Raw genomic sequence first — 17,126 nt, 5'->3', positions numbered from 1 at the left:
CTGTTTGGCACCTTCGCCCGAGAGTGCTAACAAAGATCGTGGGCGGTGCGCAATACCCGCCGCGACGAACATGACGTCGATCACGGGGAGAGTGCTGTGGTGGTGGCTGTGGACGGCGACCTGGTGCCGTTGCGGGCGGACTTCGACGTGGTGTGGCGCGGCTACGACCGCGCCCAGGTGCGGCACTACGTCGAGGGCGTCGAAGGCGAGCTCCGGGTGCTGGCGGTCGACCGGGACGCGGCCGAGGCGCGCGCCGACGACCTCGCGCGCCAACTGGAGACCGCCCGCGCGGAGATCCGGGTGCTGCGCGAGCACATCGACCGCATCTCCCGCACCCCGATCGACCCGGCGGCGCTGACCGAGCGGCTGCGGCGGATGGCGGAACTGGCGCACGAGGAGGCGGACGAGGTCGCCGAGCGGGCGCGGGCCGTCGCCGAGGCCCACTGGGCCACCGCGGAACGGGCCGCCGCACGGGTGCGCGAGCGGTCGGACCGGCTGGTCGCCGAGCTGGACGCCCAGCGGCGGCAGGCCGAGGCCGAGCACCGGGCGCTGATGCGCGAGGCCGGCGAGAAGGTGCTCACCGCGGCCAGGGAAGCCGAGCAGCGGCGGCACGAGCTGGACGAGCGGGCGGCGGTGTTGCGCGACCGGGTCCGGGTCGACTTCGAGCTGGCGATGGCCGCGCGCCGGGCCGAGTCGCTGGAGGCGGTGGCCGCGGAGGAGGCCGCCGCGCGGGCGCGGGCCGACCGGTTGGTGCGCGACGCCGAGGAGCACGCGCGGCGGATCGTGGTCGAGGCGCAACGACGGGTGGACGACCTGCGCGCCCGGCGGGACCGCATCGCGGCCGGGTTGCGCGGCGCGCGGGAGCTGCTGGCCGAGGCGAACCCGTTGCTGCACGCGCCGTTGGACGAGATCCCGGCCCAGCGGACCTCGCCCGCGGTCGAAGATACAGCGGAGACTGTATAGTTCGGCCAGTGCTGACGTGTGAGACCCGCGAGACCGCCCTGGCCCGGCTCGGCCGGGCCCTGGCCGACCCGACCCGGTGCCGCATCCTGGTCGCGTTGCTGGACGGTCCGGGCTACCCGGCGCGGTTGGCCGAGCGGCTGGGGCTGACCCGGTCGAACGCGTCCAACCACCTGTCGTGCCTGCGCGGCTGCGGCCTCGTCGTGGCCACCTACGAGGGCCGCCGGGTGCGGTACGACATCGCCGACCCGCACCTGGCGCGGGCGATCGGCGAACTGCTCGACGTCGTGCTCGCGGTCGACCCGACCAGGGACTGCGTGGACGAGGTGGGTGCGCGATGACGGCTTGCGCGGACGGCTGCTGCGCGGCCGGGGGCGAGCCGGTCCTCGCCCCCGACCGTCGCGGCGTGCTGACCCGGCGGGTCCGGCTCCTGGTGGCCGCCACGATCGCCTACAACGTGGTCGAGGCCGTGATCGCGATCAGCGCAGGCACCCTCGCGTCGTCCACCGCGTTGATCGGCTTCGGGCTGGACTCGGTGGTGGAGATCGCCTCGGCCACCGCCGTCGCCTGGCAGTTCTCCGCGCGGGACCACGAGGCCAGGGAACGGGTCGCGCTGCGCGTGATCGCGCTGTCGTTCTTCGCGCTGGCGCTCTACGTGACGGTCGAGTCGGTCCGGGCGCTGGTGGGCGCGCAGGCCGCCGACCACTCGACGGTCGGCATCGTGCTGGCCGCCGTGTCGCTGGTCGTGATGCCCGTGCTGTCCCGCGCCCAGCGCCGAGCGGGCCGTGAACTCGGCTCGACCAGCGCCGTCGCCGACTCCAGGCAGACGCTGCTGTGCACGTACCTGTCCGCCGTGCTGCTGGTCGGCTTGGTGCTCAACAGCACCCTGGGCTGGTGGTGGGTCGACCCGCTGGCCGCGCTCGTCATCGCCGCCGCGGCGGTCGGGGAAGGCCGCGAGGCCTGGCGCGGCGACCACTGCTGCCGACCACTCCCCCGAGCCGGTTCAAAGTTGTGCCGTTCGGGCTAACCAGCGGTATGGACCACAGCGAAGCTCCGGTGCTCGAAGCCCTCCGGGCGTTCCACGACCGCGGTTACGTGTCGTTCACCCCGCCGGGGCACCGCCAGGGTCGGGGCGTCGACCCGAGGGTGCTCGACGTGGTGGGCGAGGCCGTGTTCGCCTCGGACGTCATCTCGCTCAACGGCCTGGACGACCGCCGGATGAGCCAGGGCGTGATCCAGCGCGCCCAGGAGCTGATGGCCGACGCCGTGCACGCCGAGCACGCGTTCTTCTCCACGTGCGGCAGCTCGCTGTCGGTGAAGAGCGCGATGTTGTCGGTGGCCGGCCCGCACGAGAAGCTCATCGTCCCCCGACACGCCCACAAGTCCGTGGTGTCGGGGCTGATCCTCAGCGGCGTCTCGCCGGTGTGGGTCTCGCCGCACTGGGACGCCGAGCGGCACCTGGCCCACCCGCCCGGTCCCGACCAGGTGCGCGAGCTGTTCCGGGCGGAGCCCGAGGCCAAGGGGATGCTGCTGGTCACGCCGACCGACTACGGCACGTGCGGCGACATCCGGGCGATCGCCGAGGTGTGCCACGAGTTCGGCAAGCCGCTGATCGTGGACGAGGCGTGGGGCGCGCACCTGCCGTTCCACCCCGACCTGCCGCCGTGGGGCATGGACGCCGACGCGGACGTCGTAGTGACGAGCGTGCACAAGTCGGGTTCGGCGGTGGAGCAGAGCTCGGTGTTCCACCTCCAGGGCGACCGGGTGGACCCGAACGTGCTCAAGGCGCGCGAGGACCTGCTGGGTACGACGAGCCCGACCTCGCTGGTGTACGCGACCCTGGACGGGTGGCGCAGGCAGATGGCGGAGCACGGCAAGGACCTGCTCACCGCCGTGCTGGCGGTGGCGTGGTCGACGCGTGCGGCCATCGAGGAGCTGCCCGGCCTGCGGGTCATGGGCGACGCCGAGTTCACCGGTCCCCGGCTGGCCGAGTCCATCGACCCGCTCAAGGTCGTGGTCGACGTGTCCGGGTTGGGCATCAGCGGCTACCAGGCGGCGGACTGGATGCGCGAGCACCAGCGGGTCACCGTGGGCCTGTCCGACCACCGCCGGGTCGTCGCCCAGCTCACCACCGCCGACGACCAGCGCACCGCCACCGTGCTGCTGGACGCCCTGGAGGCGCTCGTCCGCGCCGCCGACACCCTGCCCGCACCGAAGCCGGTCGACCTGCCGTCCCCGGACGACCTGCGACTGGAGACCGCGATGCTGCCGCGTGACGCGTTCTTCGCGCAGGTCGAGCAGGTGGACGCCGAGGACGCGGTGGGCCGGGTCTCGGCGGAGATGATCACCCCGTACCCACCGGGCGCACCGGCCGTGCTGCCGGGCGAGGTCATCACGGCGGAAGTCCTGGACTACGTGCGCTCCGGCCTGGCCGCCGGCATGCAGCTGCCGGACCCCTCCGACCCCGACCTGGACTCCGTCCGCGTCGTGGTCCGGGAGCGCTGACCGGACGGCGCCACAGCCGACTCCCGTGCCGGCGCGCTGCCCACCCGTCCCGTCGCACGGCAGGCCCCCCTGGCCGTACGCGTCGCCGTACTCGCCGGTGACGTACTCCTCGGTGGACCGCAACGCGCCGGACGACACGCTGATCACGCCCACGAACGGCCGGTCGACGTCCCGGACGAGGGTCAGGCACGGGGTGGACATCGCGGTGGGCACGAACAGCGTGGCGACCTCCACCGTCCGCCCCCGCGCAGGCAGGTTGAACGCCATCACGGTGACGGCCGGCGTGAACACCGTGACCTGGCGGCGATCGGCTCCCCACCCGGCTCGACGTGCCGCCGCCGCTTCACCGGCCGGGTGGACAACAGGCCGAGGCCCAGCGGACCGACCGCGGCGGCAATGGTGGTGATCACCGCACCAGGACTGGACGGCCCGCCGGGCCCCACAACCCGAACACCCGGCGAGCACCCGTCCAGCCGGCAGGTAACAACCGTGTCACGAAACGGTGACCGCACCCCGAGCCGGGGGTTGTGATGCAGCTCGCAACCCCGCATGCTTGCCACCCATTGGGAGCGCTCCCAGCAAGCGCTCGTGAGGAGCGGACGAGTGAACAACGGACCGAGACGACGGCGCGTCGGGCTGACCCTGGCGGCGACCGCGTTGTGCGCGTTGATCGGCGCGAGCGGCGCCGGAGCGGAGGGGACCGTGGCGGCATCCGGACCGCCGCACCTGCCCAAGGGCACGTCGTTCTACGTCGAACCGGACGGCAACGCCGCACGGCAGGCGCGGCAGTGGCGCGCCGAGGGCCGGGTGGCCGACGCCGAGCTGATGGAGGCCGTGGCCGCGCAGCCGACGGCCATCTGGTTCACCACGGCGGGCGCCGAGCAGGTGCGGCGGAACGTGCGCGACGTCGTGCGAGCCGCGCGGGCCAGGCACCAGGTGCCGGTGCTCGTGGCGTACTTCGTGCCCTACCGGGACTGCTCGCAGTGGTCCGCGGGCGGCGCGCGCAGCGAGCAGGAGTACAAGGAGTGGATCGACGCCTTCGCCGAGGGCATCGGTGACGAGAAGGCCGTCGTCGTGGTCGAGCCGGACGGCCTGGCCCTGCTGACCAGCGAACCGTGGTGCACGATCGGCCCGGACGCCGAGCTGGTGCCGCAGCGGTTCCGCGAGATCAACCACGCCGTGGACGCGCTCAAGCGCGGCAAGCACACCCGCGTCTACCTCGACGCCGGGCACTCGGCGTGGCAGGCGCTCAACGACTACGACGCGGGCTACGGCGAGCCGCGCCAGCAGCTCGGCATCGTCAACCGCCTGCTCCAGGGCGGTGTCACGCGGGCGGACGGCTTCGCGCTCAACACCTCGAACTACCGCTTCACCGAGGACCTGGTCCAGTACGGCACGCGTGTGTCCAAGTGCATCCACCTGCGCACCGAGCGCGGTGCGACCAGCTGCCCGTCCGACGAGGAGCTGGACGCGATGCCGGTGCGCAAGCCGAAGATGACGCACTTCGTGCTGGACACCAGCCGCAACGGCCGGGGCCACTACACCCCGGGCGAGGGCGAGACCGACTGGTGCAACCCGCCGGGCCGCGGCCTCGGCGAGCGGCCCACCGCGAACACCGGCATCCCGCTGGTGGACGCGTTCCTGTGGGTCAAGCGCCCCGGCGAGTCCGACGGTGAGTGCCAGGGCGGCCCGGCCGCCGGCCGCTGGTGGCCGGAGCAGGCCCTGGAACTGGCGAAGCTGGCCACCCCGCCGCTTCGCTGAGGTGACGCCGTGGCCGCGGGTACCCTGTCCGGGTAACGCGGCCACGGCGGACCAGGGGTGACAGTGTTCAGCGTGCCCGAGGCGCGGGAGGAACTGGCCAGGCTCCTACCGGTGCTCACCGAGATCGTCGAGGTCCGGGCCGACGCCGCCGAGCTGGCCGCCTCGCTCGGCGGGGGCGCGCCCACCGACCTCGGCGGCCTGCCCGAGCTCAAGGCGGCGCAGGCCCGGCTGGACGACCTCATGACCACCGTGCAGTCGACCGGCGCCGAGCTGAAGGGCTTCGCGCCCCTGCTGGTCGACTTCCCGGCCGACCTCGACGGCGTGCCCGTCCTGCTGTGCTGGTTGGAAGGCGACCGGGGCCTCGACTGGTACCACCGGGCCGACCTCGGGTTCGCCGGGCGACGTCGCCTGGACTGACGGCACCCGCAGCGCCCGCTCGTCCAACCCCAGCTCGGCCAGGATCCCGGCGCACTCGCGCCGGCAGGCCTCCGCGCCGTCCGGGTCGGCCGACGCCAAGCGCGCCAACGTCCGCGCCACGTCCAGCCGCGCACCCACCTCGCGCCAGATCGCCAACGACCGGCGCAGCAGCCCGGCCGCGGGACGGCCACGCGCGAGCTCCACCTCGCCCACCGTGCGCAGCGTCCGGGCGAGCTCGTCCGGCACGCCCAGCTCCTCGTGCACCGGCAGCACGCGGTCGAGCCGTGCCGCGGCCCGGTCCCACTCGCCCCGGCGCAGCCACACCCGCGCCAGGTCGTGCCCGACCCGCGCCACCCCGAGCTCGTCACCGAGGTCCCGCACGAGCTCGTCCGCCTCGGTCAGCAACCGCTCCGCGTCCCCGGTCCGGCCGACCTCCAGCAGCACGTCGGCGCTCAACGCGAGCACCTGCGCCCGGTTCCGCCGGTCCCCGTCCACCGACGCCAGCAGCCGTTCGACCACCGGCACGGCCTGCGCGGAGAACCCGGCCTCGTGCCGGGTGCGGGCCAGCGACAACGCCATCCACCGCGCCAACGGCGGTGGCGTGTCCCCGTCACAGGCGTCGACGCCCTCCTCGAACCACCGCGCGGCCTCCGCCAACCGCCCCAGGCCCTGCGCCGCCCACCCGGCGTTGCCCAGCGCGCCCACCACCACGGCCGGGTCACCGAGCTTGCGCGCCAGTACCAGACCTTCCGCCGCCAACGCGGGCAGCTCGTCGAACCGCGACCGCTGCGCCGCCAACCCGAACAGGCTCAACAGCAGCCGCACGGTCTGCCGGTCGACGCCGTGCGCCCGGGTGCACGCCACGGCCGCCCGCAGGACCCGTTCCCGTTCCACGTCGTACGTGCGCAGGGCGAGGAACCCGGTCATGCGCAACGCCAACCCGCCCGCGACCTCCGCGAGGCCCAACCGGCACGCCTGCTCGACGCACGCGGTCAACGCGGGCACCTCGATCTCGAACCACTCCCGCGGCGCGGCCGCGATCGGCCCGGCCACGTCGTCCGGCGCGAGCGGCAGACCGAGACCCACCGCGCCCTGCATCCCGTGCCCGACCCGGTCGTCGGCCACCCCCGCGCGCCCGAGCCACCCCGCCAGCACCCGCCCCACCGCCGCGTCACGCTCCCGCGGCGGCTCCTCGGCCGCCGCGCGTTCCGCCGCGAAGTCGTGCACCAACCCGTGCAACCGGAACCGCTCCTGCCCCACCCCGTCCCGACCCAGCACCTCGACCAGGTGCACGTCGGCCAAGGTCTCCAGCAGCCGGTCCACCCGCGCACCACCGCCCACCAACGCCCCGGCCACCCAGGCCGGCCACTCGGGCGTCGCCGACAACCCGAGCCGCCGCAACAACACCCGCGCCGGCGGGTCGAGCAACCGGTAACTGGCCGCGATGACCGCCCGCACGTCCAGGTCCCCCAACGACAACTCGTCCAGCCGCCGCCGCTCCTCCGCCAACCGGTCCCGGAACTCCGCGATCCGCCACGTCGAGTGCACGGCGAGCCGCCCGCCCGCGACGCACACGGCCAACGGCAGGTTCCCGCACAGCGCCACGACACCCCGCGCCGCCTCGGGTTCCGCCGCCACCCGCTCCACACCGGCGGTCCGCGCCAACAACTCCACCGAGTCCTCGTCGGCCAACGCCGGCAACGTCCACCGCGCCGCACCGACCAGCGCACCGAGCTGACGACGCGACGTGACCACCGTCGCGCACGACGACCCACCGGGTAACAGCGTCCTCACCTGCGCCTCGGCCGCCGCGTCGTCCAACACCACCAGCACCGCCCGGTCCGCCACCGTGCTGCGGTAGAGGGCCACCCGCTCCTCCGGGTCCTCGGGCACCTCCGCGCCGAGCGCCCGCAGGAACCGCCCCACCACCACGTGCGGATCGGCCTGATCCCGGTGCGACCCGCGCAACGTGGCGAACAACTGCCCGTCCGGGAAGCGCCGCGCCAGGTGGTGCGCCACCGACACCGCCAACGCCGTCTTGCCGACCCCACCGGGCCCCACCAACACCGCCAACCCGGGCCCGTCCCCGCGCAGACCCGCCACGACCTCCGCGCGCATCTCCCCCCGCCCCGCCAACACCGCCGTCTCCGGTGGCAACTGCCGCGGCACCACCATCGCCGCGGAGCGCCGCCCCACCGGCACCTCGCCCCGCAACACCTGCCGCTCCAGCTCACGCAACGCCACCCCCGGCGTCACCCCGAGGTCCTCGTCCAACCTCCGGTACGCCTGCCGGTACACCTCCAACGCCTCGGCCTGCCGCCCCACCCCGACCAACGCCACCATCCGCACCTCGTACAACCGCTCCCGGTACGGGTGCTCCTCGATCAGCGGCGCCACCCCCGCCAACACCTCGTCGTACCGCTCCAAGGCCAACCACGCCGCCAACCGCCCCTCCTGCACCGCCACCCGCTCCTCCCGCAACACCGCCCGCACCGCCCCCGCCCACTCCTCGTCCACATCCGCCAACGCCTCCCCCCGCCACAACCCCAACGCCGCACCGAACGCCTCCTCCGCCACCCGGTGCTCCCCACCCCCCGCCGCCCGCCGCCCCTGCTCGGCCAACGAGCGGAACTCCACCAAGTCCACCTCGACACCCCGCGTCGACAACTGGTACCCGGTCGGCCGGGTCACGATCACCCCCTCCCCCACCCGACCGCGCAACCTGCTGACCAGGTTGTGCAACTGCGCCCGCGCCGACCTGGGCGGCCGAACCCACAACTCCCCGATCAACCTCTCCGCCGCCACCACCCGATCGGCCTCCACCAACAACACCCCCAACACATACCGCTCACGCACACCGCCAACCGGCACGGCGTCCCCTCCACGCCACGCCACCACCGGCCCCAGCACCCCGAATCGCACCAAATCGGTATACCGCGAACGGCCCAACCCCGAGCCGTCCGGAAGCGGCCCCTGTCCTGTTCCGGCACCCTCGACCAGGCCCACCCCACGACGAACCCGCCCCGGCCCCCACCGCCACTGACCGGCCGCCACCCCACCGCGGACCCGCCGCCGCCCCACCGGGGCCCGAGGTGACAGGGGTTCGGGTCCCGCCGGGCCGGACGGAACCGGCAGGCCCGGCGGGACCCTCTTCCCCGCCGGGCCTGAGCCGTGCCCTCACCTCAGAACGCGATCGACCACGCATCCACCTTCCCGGTGTCGTACGTGTACACGTCCTTCACCCGCAACTTCCACGACCCGTTCTTCTTCTCCTTGGACGTATCCACCTTGAACGTCTCGTGGATCCCGTCCGACGAATTCTCACCACCCGACGCCCGCAGCACGAACACCGCGCCGCTCGGCCCGATCAGGTCAACCGCCAGATCCGCCGTGTACGGGTGCACGATGTCGACCTTCACCGACGTCGCCGCCGTCCCCTGACCGTCGCAATCGGACACGACGATCTCCGACGTCACCGCTTCACCGGCATCCGGGATCGCCACGTCGTCCCCGTTCGAGCCACCGGCGCACGCCGGCGGGTCCGGGTTGCCACTGCCGATGAACCCGGTGTACAGCAACTTGTTCGGCGTGTTCGCCCCGGCGTTCCCGACCACGTCCGGCGTGGCGTTCTCCGTCAACGCCTGCACCACATCCGCCGGCGTGGCCGCCGTGCCGACGACTCCCCCGGCTCCGCCGCTTCCACCGGCCGGCTTCGCGCTCAGGTACAACGCCGCCGCCCCCGCCACGTGCGGCGTCGCCATAGACGTGCCGTTGAGCGCGCGCTCCCCACCGTTGTTCCACGTCGACGTGATGTTCGCGCCAGGCGCGAAGATGTCCGTGCAACGCCCGAAGTTGGAGAACGTGGCCCGGTTGTCCGAGCTGTCGGTCGCGTTGACCGTGATCGCCTCGGGCGTCCGCGCGGGCGAGGTGTTGCACGCGTCCCGGGCGTCGTTGCCGGACGCCACCGCCACCGTCACCCCGGCCGCCACCAGCCTCTTCACCGCATCGTCCACGGTCGTGTTGGCCGAACCACCCAGGCTCATGTTGGCCACCGCCGGCTTGGCCGCGTTCTTGGCCACCCAGTCCAGGCCGCCGACGATCTGCGACCACTGCCCGGAACCCTGGCAGTTGAGCACCCGCACGCCGACCAGCTGCACGCCCTTGGCCACGCCGTACGTGGTCGAGCCGATGGTGCCCGCGACGTGCGTGCCGTGGCCGTGGCAGTCCTGCGCGACGGCGTCGTTGTCGATGAAGTCGTGCCCGTCGGCGGCCCGACCGCCGAAGTCCGCGTGCTCCTTGTGGAGACCGGTGTCGACCACGTACGCGGTCACGCCCGCGCCGGTGGCCTTGTAGTCGTACTTCTTGTCCAGCGGCAGGTTCTTCTGGTCCACCCGGTCCAGGCCCCAGGTCGGGTTCTGCTGGGTGTCCGTGGCCTGCGCGACGCCGTCCTGCTCGACGTACGCCACCGCCGGGTCGGCGGCCAGCTCGCGCGCCCGCTCCTCGCTCATCGCCGCCGCGAAACCGCGCAGCACCGCCGTGTAGGTCAGCGTGACCTCGCCGCCGTACTTCTCCGCCAACGCCGCGGCGACGGCAGGCGTCTGCTCCAGGCTCACCGTGTCCTCGCGCAGCGCGACGAGGTAACTGCCCTCCACCGCGCCCGGCTGACCCACGCCCAGGATGTCGCCCTCGGCTCGCCACCCCGCTCCGTGACCGTAGCCGGCTCCGCCGACCATCAGGGCAGTCGTCGCCAAGCAGGCCGTGACGACCCGTCGGTGGGTCGAGCGATCGTGTCGCATCGGTCGTTCTCCGTTCCACTGGGCCGCCCAGCAGTGGTGTTGACGACGACAGGCGGCCACGCGGGACCGACCTTCCGGTGACGAGCGACGCCCGCCGATCCGGAGAGCGACGACTTCATCACGGCTTTCGACTACCCGGCCCAACGGCCGACCATGCGTCCGGAGCAGTCACCGGATCGGGCGATCGGCCGCGTCGACTGCCCCGGTAGGCGCTCTCCCTGATCCGCGCCAGCACCGCCGGAGCCAGCTCCAAGCCCTCCGGCCGGTTCAGCACCGGGTCGAGGGCGGGCAGGTCGCGGTCGACGTCCAGCGGACGGGTCACCAGCCTGCCGACCGGTCGCCACGGGGGCCCGACCTCCAGCGTGAACGCCGGTTCGGCCGGCAGGTCGGCCAACGCCGCCGACCGCGTCCGGTGCGCATCGGGGACGGCGGCCAACCACACCAACCGGTCGCGCCAGCGGAACGGGGTGATGCTGCCGTACCGGCCGGTGGTCCACGTCCGGGCGGGCCACGGCACCACCCGCGACCTGGACGTGGACAGCAGCACGTCCCACGGTCCCGGCAGCCGGAACGCCAACCCGAGCACGTCGGGCAGCCCGCCCGGCGTGCCCACACCCTTGGACAGCCGCCCGCAGACCTCCACCTCGCCGACCGGCAACGGCAACGCCGGGTCGAACGTCGTGGTCAGCTCGCCCTCGAACCACCGGCCGCGCGGGTGGAAGGCCTTGGCGTCCCGCGCGCCGGCCAGCGCGCGGAAGACGGCCTCCACGGCGTCAGGCACTGCGGGCATGGGGGTTGCCCTTGAGCGCGAGGCCGAGGCCGATCATGCCGACGCCGAGGCCGAGGTGCAGCCAGTCGTCGGCGGCGTTGACCGGCACGAAGTTCGCCGCGCTCGCCTTGTCGACGACCAGCCCGTACAGCCACAGCACCAGGTAGACCGCGCCGCCGCCGATCAGGAACGCCCGCGCGGTCGACGCCGTGCGCGCCATCGCCAGGCCGACCGCGCCGAACAGCAGGTGCACCAGGTTGTGCAGCACGGACACGTGGAACACGCCGAGCAGATGCGCGCCCGACTCCGGACCGGCGAACGCGATCCGGTCGAGGTGGGCGGTGAGGCCGGGCACGAACCCGAGCACGCCCACGAGCAGGAACACGACCGCGACCGCCATCGCCGCACCGCGAACCGGGTGCGGCAGCCGCGTGGTCGCACTCATCGGGAATCACCTCGCCTGGGACGGTGGCTCCTCGGCTACCCCGCGATCACCACCCGAAACAGCGGGCGAACCGGCACCACCCGAACCGGCCCCGCGCTCCCCCGCCCCGCGACGCGACACCCGCCGCCCCGACGACACCGCGCTCGCGCTCCCTACCCCGGCACCAGCACCAGCACCAGCACCGACCCCATGCTGCTCCCCACCCGACCCCGACCCGGACCCGGACACCGACGCCGGCACCGCCCGCCCCGACGCCGCCGACGCCACATCCGGGTACCGGGGGAACAACCGGTCCAGGTCCGTCCGCTCGAACACCCGCCGCACGTGCGGCGGCACGGCCGCCAGCCGCAACCACCCGCCGGCCCGCTGCGCCCGGGCCCGCGTCCGCACCAACGCGCTCATCGCCTGCGCGCCGCAGAACGCCACCCCGGACATGTCGAGCACGATCCGGTCACGTCCCTCGCTCACCAGGCGGTCCATCCGGTCCAGCACCCGGCGCGCTCCCGCCAGGTCCAACTCCCCGGTCGCCACGACCACCGCGCACCCCGTCCGGTGGGCTTCGACCGACAGCGCCAGCATCCCGACCCCTTCACGCCACCCGGCAGTACTCGTCGTCATCGCCCGTCCCGATCAGGGAGAGCAGCAACCCCTCCCTGGTCGACCACGGGCATATCTCCACCTCGTCGTGCCCGGTGGCCACCATCAACGCCTCCGCCACCAGCGCACCCGCCAACGACTGCTCCGCGCGGTGCCGGGAGATGCCGGGCAACCGGGCGCGCCGGGGCGCGGGCATCCGGGCCAGCCGGGGTATCCAGCCGCGCAGGTCGGCCAGGCGCAGCGCGCGCGGCACGAACGGCCCCTCGTGCTGCGGTCGCGCCCCGGCCAACCGCGCCAACTGCTGGAAGACCTTCGAGCAGCCGACGGCCCGGTGGTCGGCGACGGACGTGCCCGCCAACGCCGCCACCACCCGGTCGTGCACCTGCACCTGCTCCCGGGCCAGGCCGCCGTGGTCGCGGACCGCGGTTCGGTGCAGCCCCAGCCGCCGGGTCATGGTCCGCGCGCCGAGCGGCAGCGACCGCGTGAACGACGGCTCGACGTCCTGCCCGGCCGCGAGCTCCACCGTGCCGCCGCCGACGTCGAGCACCAGCAGCGGGCCGACGTGCCAGCCGAACCACTGCCGCGCCGCCCGGTAGGCCAGGCGGGCTTCCTCCTTGCCCGGCAGCACCCGCAAGCGCGTGCCGGTGCGTCGGGCGACCTCGGCGATGACCTCGTCGGCGTTCGGCGCGTCGCGGATGACGGAGGTCGCGAACGGCACGATGCCGGACACGCCGGCGCGTTCGGCGATGCGGTGGGCGGTGCGGACAGCGGTCACAACCTGCTCGACGCCTTCCGGGCGGAGTCGGTTGCGCCGGTCGAGGGCCTGGTCGAGGCGGAGCCGGGTCTTGTGCGAGACGACCGGGTTGAGCGGGGAGCCCGAGACGACGACGAGGTGCGCGCTGTAGCAGCCGACGTCGAGCACACCGACCTGACCGGCTCGTCCGGACACGCGTCACCGCCATTCACGAGGAGAGGTACCGGGAGGGGTGCCCGGGAACGCATCGGGTGAAACCGGATTGGGTGATCCCACTCCGGGTAGTTCACGACCATGAGTGCTACTGAGCGGCCGTTGGCGGTGGTGACCGGCGCGTCCAGCGGAATCGGGCTCGAGCTGGCGAAGGTGTTCGTCGAGCACGGGTTCGACCTGGTGGTGGCGGCGGAGAACGACGCGGTGCACGACGTGGCGCGGGAGCTGGCCGCCGGCGGGGCGCGGGTCGACCCGGTGCGGGCGGACCTCGCCACGTTCGAGGGCAACGAGGACCTGGTCGCGGTGGTCGGGGAAGTGGGTCGGCCGGTGGACGCGCTGGCGGTCAACGCCGGGGTCGGCATCGGCGGCGACTTCGTCGACGACAGCGACCTGCGCAGCCACCTGCGGGTGGTGGACCTCAACATCTCCTCGGCGGTGCACCTGGCGAAGCGGCTGGTGCCCGCGATGGTGGAACGCGGTGCCGGGCGGGTGCTGTTCACGTCGTCGGTGGCGGCGACCGCGCCGGGGCCGTTCCACTCGGTGTACGCGGCGTCGAAGGCGTTCCTGGCGTCGTTCTCGCAAGCGTTGCGGGAGGAACTGCGCGACAGCGGGGTCACCGTGACGGCGCTGATGCCGGGTCCGACGGACACCGACTTCTTCCGCCGGGCGGGCATGACCGACACCAAGGTGGCGACCGGGCCGAAGGACGACCCGGCGGACGTCGCGCAGGCCGGGTTCGAGGCGTTGATGGCCGGCGACGACCACGTGGTGGCCGGTTCGCTGCGCAACAAGGCCCAAGCCGTCGCGGGCCGGGTGCTGCCCGACCCGGTGAAGGCCAGGGCGATGCGCGGGATGACCGAACCGGGCTCGGGCTGACGGGCCGCGGGGGTCGCGCGGCCGGGCCTCCCGCTCAGAACTCCGGGATCCGCGGCCCCCGACGCCCGTGGCCCACGGCCCCCGCGCCGTCCTCCGCCACCTCGTCCCCGATCAACGACCGGTACTCGTCCACCTCCTGCGGCGTCGGGTCGATCGGCGCCTCCTCCGCCACCTCGTCGGGGTCGACCACCTCCTCCGGCTCCGACTCGATGGCGTCGATCGCGTCGACCTGCTCCTGCACCGGTTCCGGTTCGCGTGCTGCCGTCATGGCCGCTGGTTACCCCGTGTGCGGTTGCTCGAACGGGGTAACCGTGACGCCGTGACCATCCACGCGAGACGAGACGTCCCCGCCCTGCCCGACCTGGTCTTCAACGCCGCCGCCGACCCGGCGCGCCTGGCCTCGTGGCTCCCCGACCCCTACCGGGTGGTCGGCCGCTCGGACGACGTGCTGATCCTGCGCGCGCACGACGGCCCGCACCAGGTGAGCCTGGCCGCCGACTACGACCGGCTGCTGCTGACCTGGTCGCCGCTCGCCGGCCGCGGCTGCCGCGGGGAGCTGCGGGTCTCCCTGGCCGGCGTTGCGGGCAGCGTCGCCGAGCTGCGCGTGGACGACTGCCCCGACGAGCAGCTGCCGTCACGCATGCTCGAAGCGCTCGCGAACGAGGTTGAGCAGAACCTCACCGCCGGCTGATCATGCGCCGGTGGAGATCCGCACCGCCCGGCCCGACGAGCTGCCGCTGCTGCCCCCGATCGAGCGCGCCTCGGGCGAGGTGTTCCGCGACTTCGGCATGCCGGAGATCGCCGACGACGACCCGATGCCGCTGAGCACCCTCGCCCACCTGCGCGTCTGGGTGGCCGCCGACCCGCACCCGGTGGCCTGGGCCGCCGTCGAGGAGGTCGACGGCGCGGCGCACGTCGAGCAGGTCTGCGTGCACCCCCACCACGCCCGGCGGGGGATCGGGGCGGCACTGCTCGACCACGTCGAGCGCTGGGCCGCGACGCGCGGGCTGGACGCGCTGACCTTGACCACGTTCCGCGACATCCCCTGGAACGAGCCCTACTACCGGCGGCTCGGGTTCCTCGGGGTAACGGACCTCCCGCCGGGTCTCGCGGCCGTCGTCGCGGGCGAGGCCGCCCGCGGTCTGGACCCGGCGACCCGCGTCTGCCTGCGGAGGCCACTCCCGTAACGGTGTTCGGGCGCGGTTCCGGTCGCGACGTCGGGGCGCGCGATACTGGTCGGGCAGCCTTCCCCGTCCGCGACCCGTTCGGAGGTCCCCCAAGGTGGTCGACTTCGTGCACGAGGCACTGCTGTACCGCGACGACGAGCAGTACCTCGCGGGAACAGTGCCGTTCGTGCGCGACGGCCTCGCCGCGGGCGAGCCGGTGCTGGTGGCCGTGCCGCAGCGCGGCATCGACCTGCTGCGCCGCGCCCTGGGCGGGCAGGCCGAGCAGGTCGAGTTCCTGGACATGCGGCGCGCCGGGCGCAACCCGGGCCGGATCATCCCGGGCGTGCTGGCCGCGTTCACCGACAACAACGCCGCCACCGGCCGGGTGCGGATCGTCGGCGAGCCGCTCTGGCCCGAGCGCACCGCGCTCGAGTACCCGGCGTGCGTGCAGCACGAGGCGCTGGTGAACACCGCGTTCGAGGACCGGCCCGCCTGGGTCCTGTGCCCGTACGACGCGGCGAACCTCACGCCGGAGGCGGTGCGGGACGCGGAGTCCACGCACCCGGTCGTGGTCGAGGGGCAGCAGCGCAGGCCGAGCGCCGGCTACCGGGAGCCGTTCCTGGTCGCCGAGGAGTTCAACCGGCCGCTGCCCGTGCCGCCGCCGGACGCGCTGACCCGCCGGTTCGACCTGGACGGCCTGGGCACGACCCGCCGGCTGGTGGCCGGTTTCGCCGCCGACGTGGGCCTGACCGCCGACCAGGTGGAGGACCTGGTGCTCGCGGTCAACGAGCTGACCACCAACAGCGTGGTGCACGGTGGTGGCGTCGGCACGCTGCTGCTGTGGCGCGAAGGCGACGCGGTGGTGTGCGAGGTGCGTGACGCGGGGCGGCTCGCGAACCCCATGGTGGGCAGGCGCAACCCGGGCGTGAGCCCGCGCGGCGGGTACGGCGTGATGCTGGTGAACCTGCTGTGCGACCTGGTCCGCGTGCACACCCGCGACGACGGCACGTCGATCCGCGTCTACGTCGGGTGACGCCGCACCCCCCGCCGGCGTCATCGTGATCAACCACAACCCGAAAACAGCGGCGGCGCACCACCTCCGACCGGCAGAATCGGGCGCGTGACTCCCGCACTTCTGCTCGCCCACGGGGCCGGTGGCACGGTCCGCGCCAACTTCAGCCCCCTCATCCCGCGGCTGTCGCGCAACCGGAAGGTGCACGCGGTCGACTTCCCCGGCTCCGGCTCCACCCCGCGCGCGACCGGTGCGCTGGAGCTCGACGACCTGGCCGATCGGCTGGTGGCGGCCGCCGAGGGCGAGGAGCGGTTCGCGGTCGTCGGCTACTCGATGGGCTGCGCGGTGGCCGTGCGCGCGGCGCAGCGGTACCCGGAGCGGGTGACGGCCCTGGTGCTCACCACCGGCTTCGCCCGCATCGACGACGAGACCCGGGAACGGATGCGGCAGTGGCGGCGGCTGGTCGACGGCGACCGCGCCGAGCTGGCCCGCTTCCTCATGTCCATCGCGCTGGGCGAGCCGTTCCTGCGGCGGATGACCGCCGAGCAGACCGAGGGCTTCCTGGAGCTGATCGCGCTCACCATCCCGGCGGGCACACCCGAGCAGGTGGACCTGGTGCAGCGCATCGACCTGCGCGCCGAGCTGCCGTCGCTGGACGTGCCGACGCTGGTGATCGGCGCGAAGCACGACCGGCTGATCGCGCCGGGCACCACGCGCGAGCTGGCCGACCTGATCCCGGGCGCGCGGTGGGCGGAGCTGGACAGCGGCCACTCCCCCGCCGTCGAGGCGCCGACCGAGTGGGTCCGGCTGATCGAGGAGTTCCTGGACGCCGTGCCCGCCCGCGGCTGACCCGCG

17 protein-coding genes and 1 pseudogene are annotated in these 17,126 nt (G+C 73.8%); 11 read left to right on the top strand and 7 right to left on the bottom strand.

Annotated features, from left to right (window positions below; genetic code table 11):
* Positions 1–96: 96 nt before the first annotated feature.
* From FHX81_RS33560 to FHX81_RS42325, 6 genes are all read left to right on the top strand, one after another.
* Positions 97–963 (top strand): coiled-coil domain-containing protein, encoded by an 867-nt coding sequence (locus tag FHX81_RS33560; RefSeq protein WP_141982536.1) that lies wholly within the window; start codon positions 97–99, stop codon positions 961–963.
* Between the two features lie 8 nt (positions 964–971).
* Positions 972–1,301 (top strand): Cd(II)/Pb(II)-sensing metalloregulatory transcriptional regulator CmtR, encoded by a 330-nt coding sequence (gene cmtR, locus FHX81_RS33555; RefSeq protein ID WP_141982535.1) that lies wholly within the window; start codon positions 972–974, stop codon positions 1,299–1,301.
* Positions 1,298–1,987 carry a cation efflux transmembrane domain-containing protein gene (locus tag FHX81_RS33550; RefSeq protein ID WP_141982534.1) on the top strand — a complete coding sequence of 230 codons (690 nt, stop codon included), beginning with the start codon at positions 1,298–1,300 and terminating at the stop codon, positions 1,985–1,987. Before cmtR ends, FHX81_RS33550 begins: the two co-directional genes overlap by 4 nt.
* A gap of 8 nt (positions 1,988–1,995) precedes the next feature.
* Positions 1,996–3,465 (top strand): aminotransferase class I/II-fold pyridoxal phosphate-dependent enzyme, encoded by a 1,470-nt coding sequence (locus FHX81_RS33545; RefSeq protein WP_141982533.1) that lies wholly within the window; start codon positions 1,996–1,998, stop codon positions 3,463–3,465.
* Between the two features lie 603 nt (positions 3,466–4,068).
* On the top strand, positions 4,069–5,226 hold the full coding sequence (locus tag FHX81_RS33540) for a glycoside hydrolase family 6 protein (RefSeq protein ID WP_211363628.1): 1,158 nt from the start codon (positions 4,069–4,071) through the stop codon (positions 5,224–5,226).
* A 57-nt stretch (positions 5,227–5,283) separates the two neighbouring features.
* Positions 5,284–5,643, top strand: a complete 360-nt coding sequence (locus tag FHX81_RS42325; protein WP_342787240.1) for a DUF2203 domain-containing protein — start codon at positions 5,284–5,286, stop codon at positions 5,641–5,643.
* Positions 5,644–7,866: 2,223 nt separating this feature from the next.
* On the opposite strand, the pseudogene FHX81_RS43155 reads toward FHX81_RS42325, so the two are convergent.
* The 6 genes and pseudogenes from FHX81_RS43155 to FHX81_RS33510 all read right to left on the bottom strand — a co-directional run.
* Positions 7,867–8,280: pseudogene (locus FHX81_RS43155) on the bottom strand (AfsR/SARP family transcriptional regulator); the annotation flags it as partial.
* Positions 8,281–8,825: 545 nt separating this feature from the next.
* Positions 8,826–10,376 carry a S8 family serine peptidase gene (locus tag FHX81_RS33530; protein WP_246108097.1) on the bottom strand — a complete coding sequence of 517 codons (1,551 nt, stop codon included), beginning with the start codon at positions 10,374–10,376 and terminating at the stop codon, positions 8,826–8,828.
* A 181-nt stretch (positions 10,377–10,557) separates the two neighbouring features.
* Positions 10,558–11,229, bottom strand: a complete 672-nt coding sequence (locus FHX81_RS33525; protein WP_211363627.1) for a hypothetical protein — start codon at positions 11,227–11,229, stop codon at positions 10,558–10,560.
* Positions 11,213–11,653 carry a DUF4383 domain-containing protein gene (locus FHX81_RS33520; protein ID WP_141982529.1) on the bottom strand — a complete coding sequence of 147 codons (441 nt, stop codon included), beginning with the start codon at positions 11,651–11,653 and terminating at the stop codon, positions 11,213–11,215. Before FHX81_RS33520 ends, FHX81_RS33525 begins: the two co-directional genes overlap by 17 nt.
* 6 nt (positions 11,654–11,659) lie before the next feature.
* A complete protein-coding gene (locus tag FHX81_RS42705; protein WP_281291761.1) occupies positions 11,660–12,271 on the bottom strand; it encodes an STAS domain-containing protein in 612 nt (203 codons plus the stop codon).
* Positions 12,243–13,199 carry a Ppx/GppA phosphatase family protein gene (locus tag FHX81_RS33510; protein ID WP_141982528.1) on the bottom strand — a complete coding sequence of 319 codons (957 nt, stop codon included), beginning with the start codon at positions 13,197–13,199 and terminating at the stop codon, positions 12,243–12,245. The genes FHX81_RS42705 and FHX81_RS33510 overlap by 29 nt, the downstream gene beginning before the upstream one ends.
* A gap of 99 nt (positions 13,200–13,298) precedes the next feature.
* Between FHX81_RS33510 and FHX81_RS33505 the strand changes: the two genes are divergently transcribed.
* The gene (locus FHX81_RS33505) at positions 13,299–14,093 is read left to right on the top strand and encodes an SDR family NAD(P)-dependent oxidoreductase (RefSeq protein ID WP_141982527.1); all 795 of its coding nucleotides are present in this window, start codon (positions 13,299–13,301) and stop codon (positions 14,091–14,093) included.
* A 34-nt stretch (positions 14,094–14,127) separates the two neighbouring features.
* Here FHX81_RS33505 and FHX81_RS33500 read toward each other — a convergent pair whose 3' ends face one another.
* Entirely contained in the window at positions 14,128–14,361 is a 234-nt protein-coding gene (locus FHX81_RS33500; RefSeq protein WP_141982526.1) for a hypothetical protein, read from the bottom strand.
* A gap of 51 nt (positions 14,362–14,412) precedes the next feature.
* Here FHX81_RS33500 and FHX81_RS33495 point away from each other — a divergent pair, with 51 nt between their 5' ends.
* From FHX81_RS33495 to FHX81_RS33480, 4 genes are all read left to right on the top strand, one after another.
* Complete coding sequence (locus FHX81_RS33495) at positions 14,413–14,784, top strand: SRPBCC family protein (RefSeq protein ID WP_141982525.1); 372 nt, start codon at positions 14,413–14,415, stop codon at positions 14,782–14,784.
* 10 nt (positions 14,785–14,794) lie between these two features.
* A complete protein-coding gene (locus FHX81_RS33490; RefSeq protein WP_141982524.1) occupies positions 14,795–15,280 on the top strand; it encodes a GNAT family N-acetyltransferase in 486 nt (161 codons plus the stop codon).
* A 94-nt stretch (positions 15,281–15,374) separates the two neighbouring features.
* Positions 15,375–16,292 carry a sensor histidine kinase gene (locus FHX81_RS33485; protein WP_211363626.1) on the top strand — a complete coding sequence of 306 codons (918 nt, stop codon included), beginning with the start codon at positions 15,375–15,377 and terminating at the stop codon, positions 16,290–16,292.
* A gap of 87 nt (positions 16,293–16,379) precedes the next feature.
* Entirely contained in the window at positions 16,380–17,120 is a 741-nt protein-coding gene (locus tag FHX81_RS33480) for an alpha/beta fold hydrolase (RefSeq protein WP_246108096.1), read from the top strand.
* Positions 17,121–17,126: the final 6 nt, after the last annotated feature.

The sequence above is a fragment of the Saccharothrix saharensis genome (assembly GCF_006716745.1).
Taxonomy (GTDB): Bacteria; Actinomycetota; Actinomycetes; order Mycobacteriales; family Pseudonocardiaceae; genus Actinosynnema; species Actinosynnema saharense.
Note: the sequence above shows the minus strand (reverse complement) of the source record. Positions and strands in the feature narration are given on the sequence as shown.

Coding starts and splice junctions, on each gene's coding strand:
- FHX81_RS33530 (WP_246108097.1), bottom strand. CDS start 10,376: ATGGTCGGCGGAGCCGGCTACGGTCACGGAGCGGGGTGGCGAGCCGAG.
- FHX81_RS33500 (WP_141982526.1), bottom strand. CDS start 14,361: ATGACGGCAGCACGCGAACCGGAACCGGTGCAGGAGCAGGTCGACGCG.
- FHX81_RS42705 (WP_281291761.1), bottom strand. CDS start 12,271: ATGACGACGAGTACTGCCGGGTGGCGTGAAGGGGTCGGGATGCTGGCG.
- FHX81_RS33525 (WP_211363627.1), bottom strand. CDS start 11,229: ATGCCCGCAGTGCCTGACGCCGTGGAGGCCGTCTTCCGCGCGCTGGCC.
- FHX81_RS33545 (WP_141982533.1), top strand. CDS start 1,996: ATGGACCACAGCGAAGCTCCGGTGCTCGAAGCCCTCCGGGCGTTCCAC.
- FHX81_RS33520 (WP_141982529.1), bottom strand. CDS start 11,653: ATGAGTGCGACCACGCGGCTGCCGCACCCGGTTCGCGGTGCGGCGATG.
- FHX81_RS33550 (WP_141982534.1), top strand. CDS start 1,298: ATGACGGCTTGCGCGGACGGCTGCTGCGCGGCCGGGGGCGAGCCGGTC.
- FHX81_RS33505 (WP_141982527.1), top strand. CDS start 13,299: ATGAGTGCTACTGAGCGGCCGTTGGCGGTGGTGACCGGCGCGTCCAGC.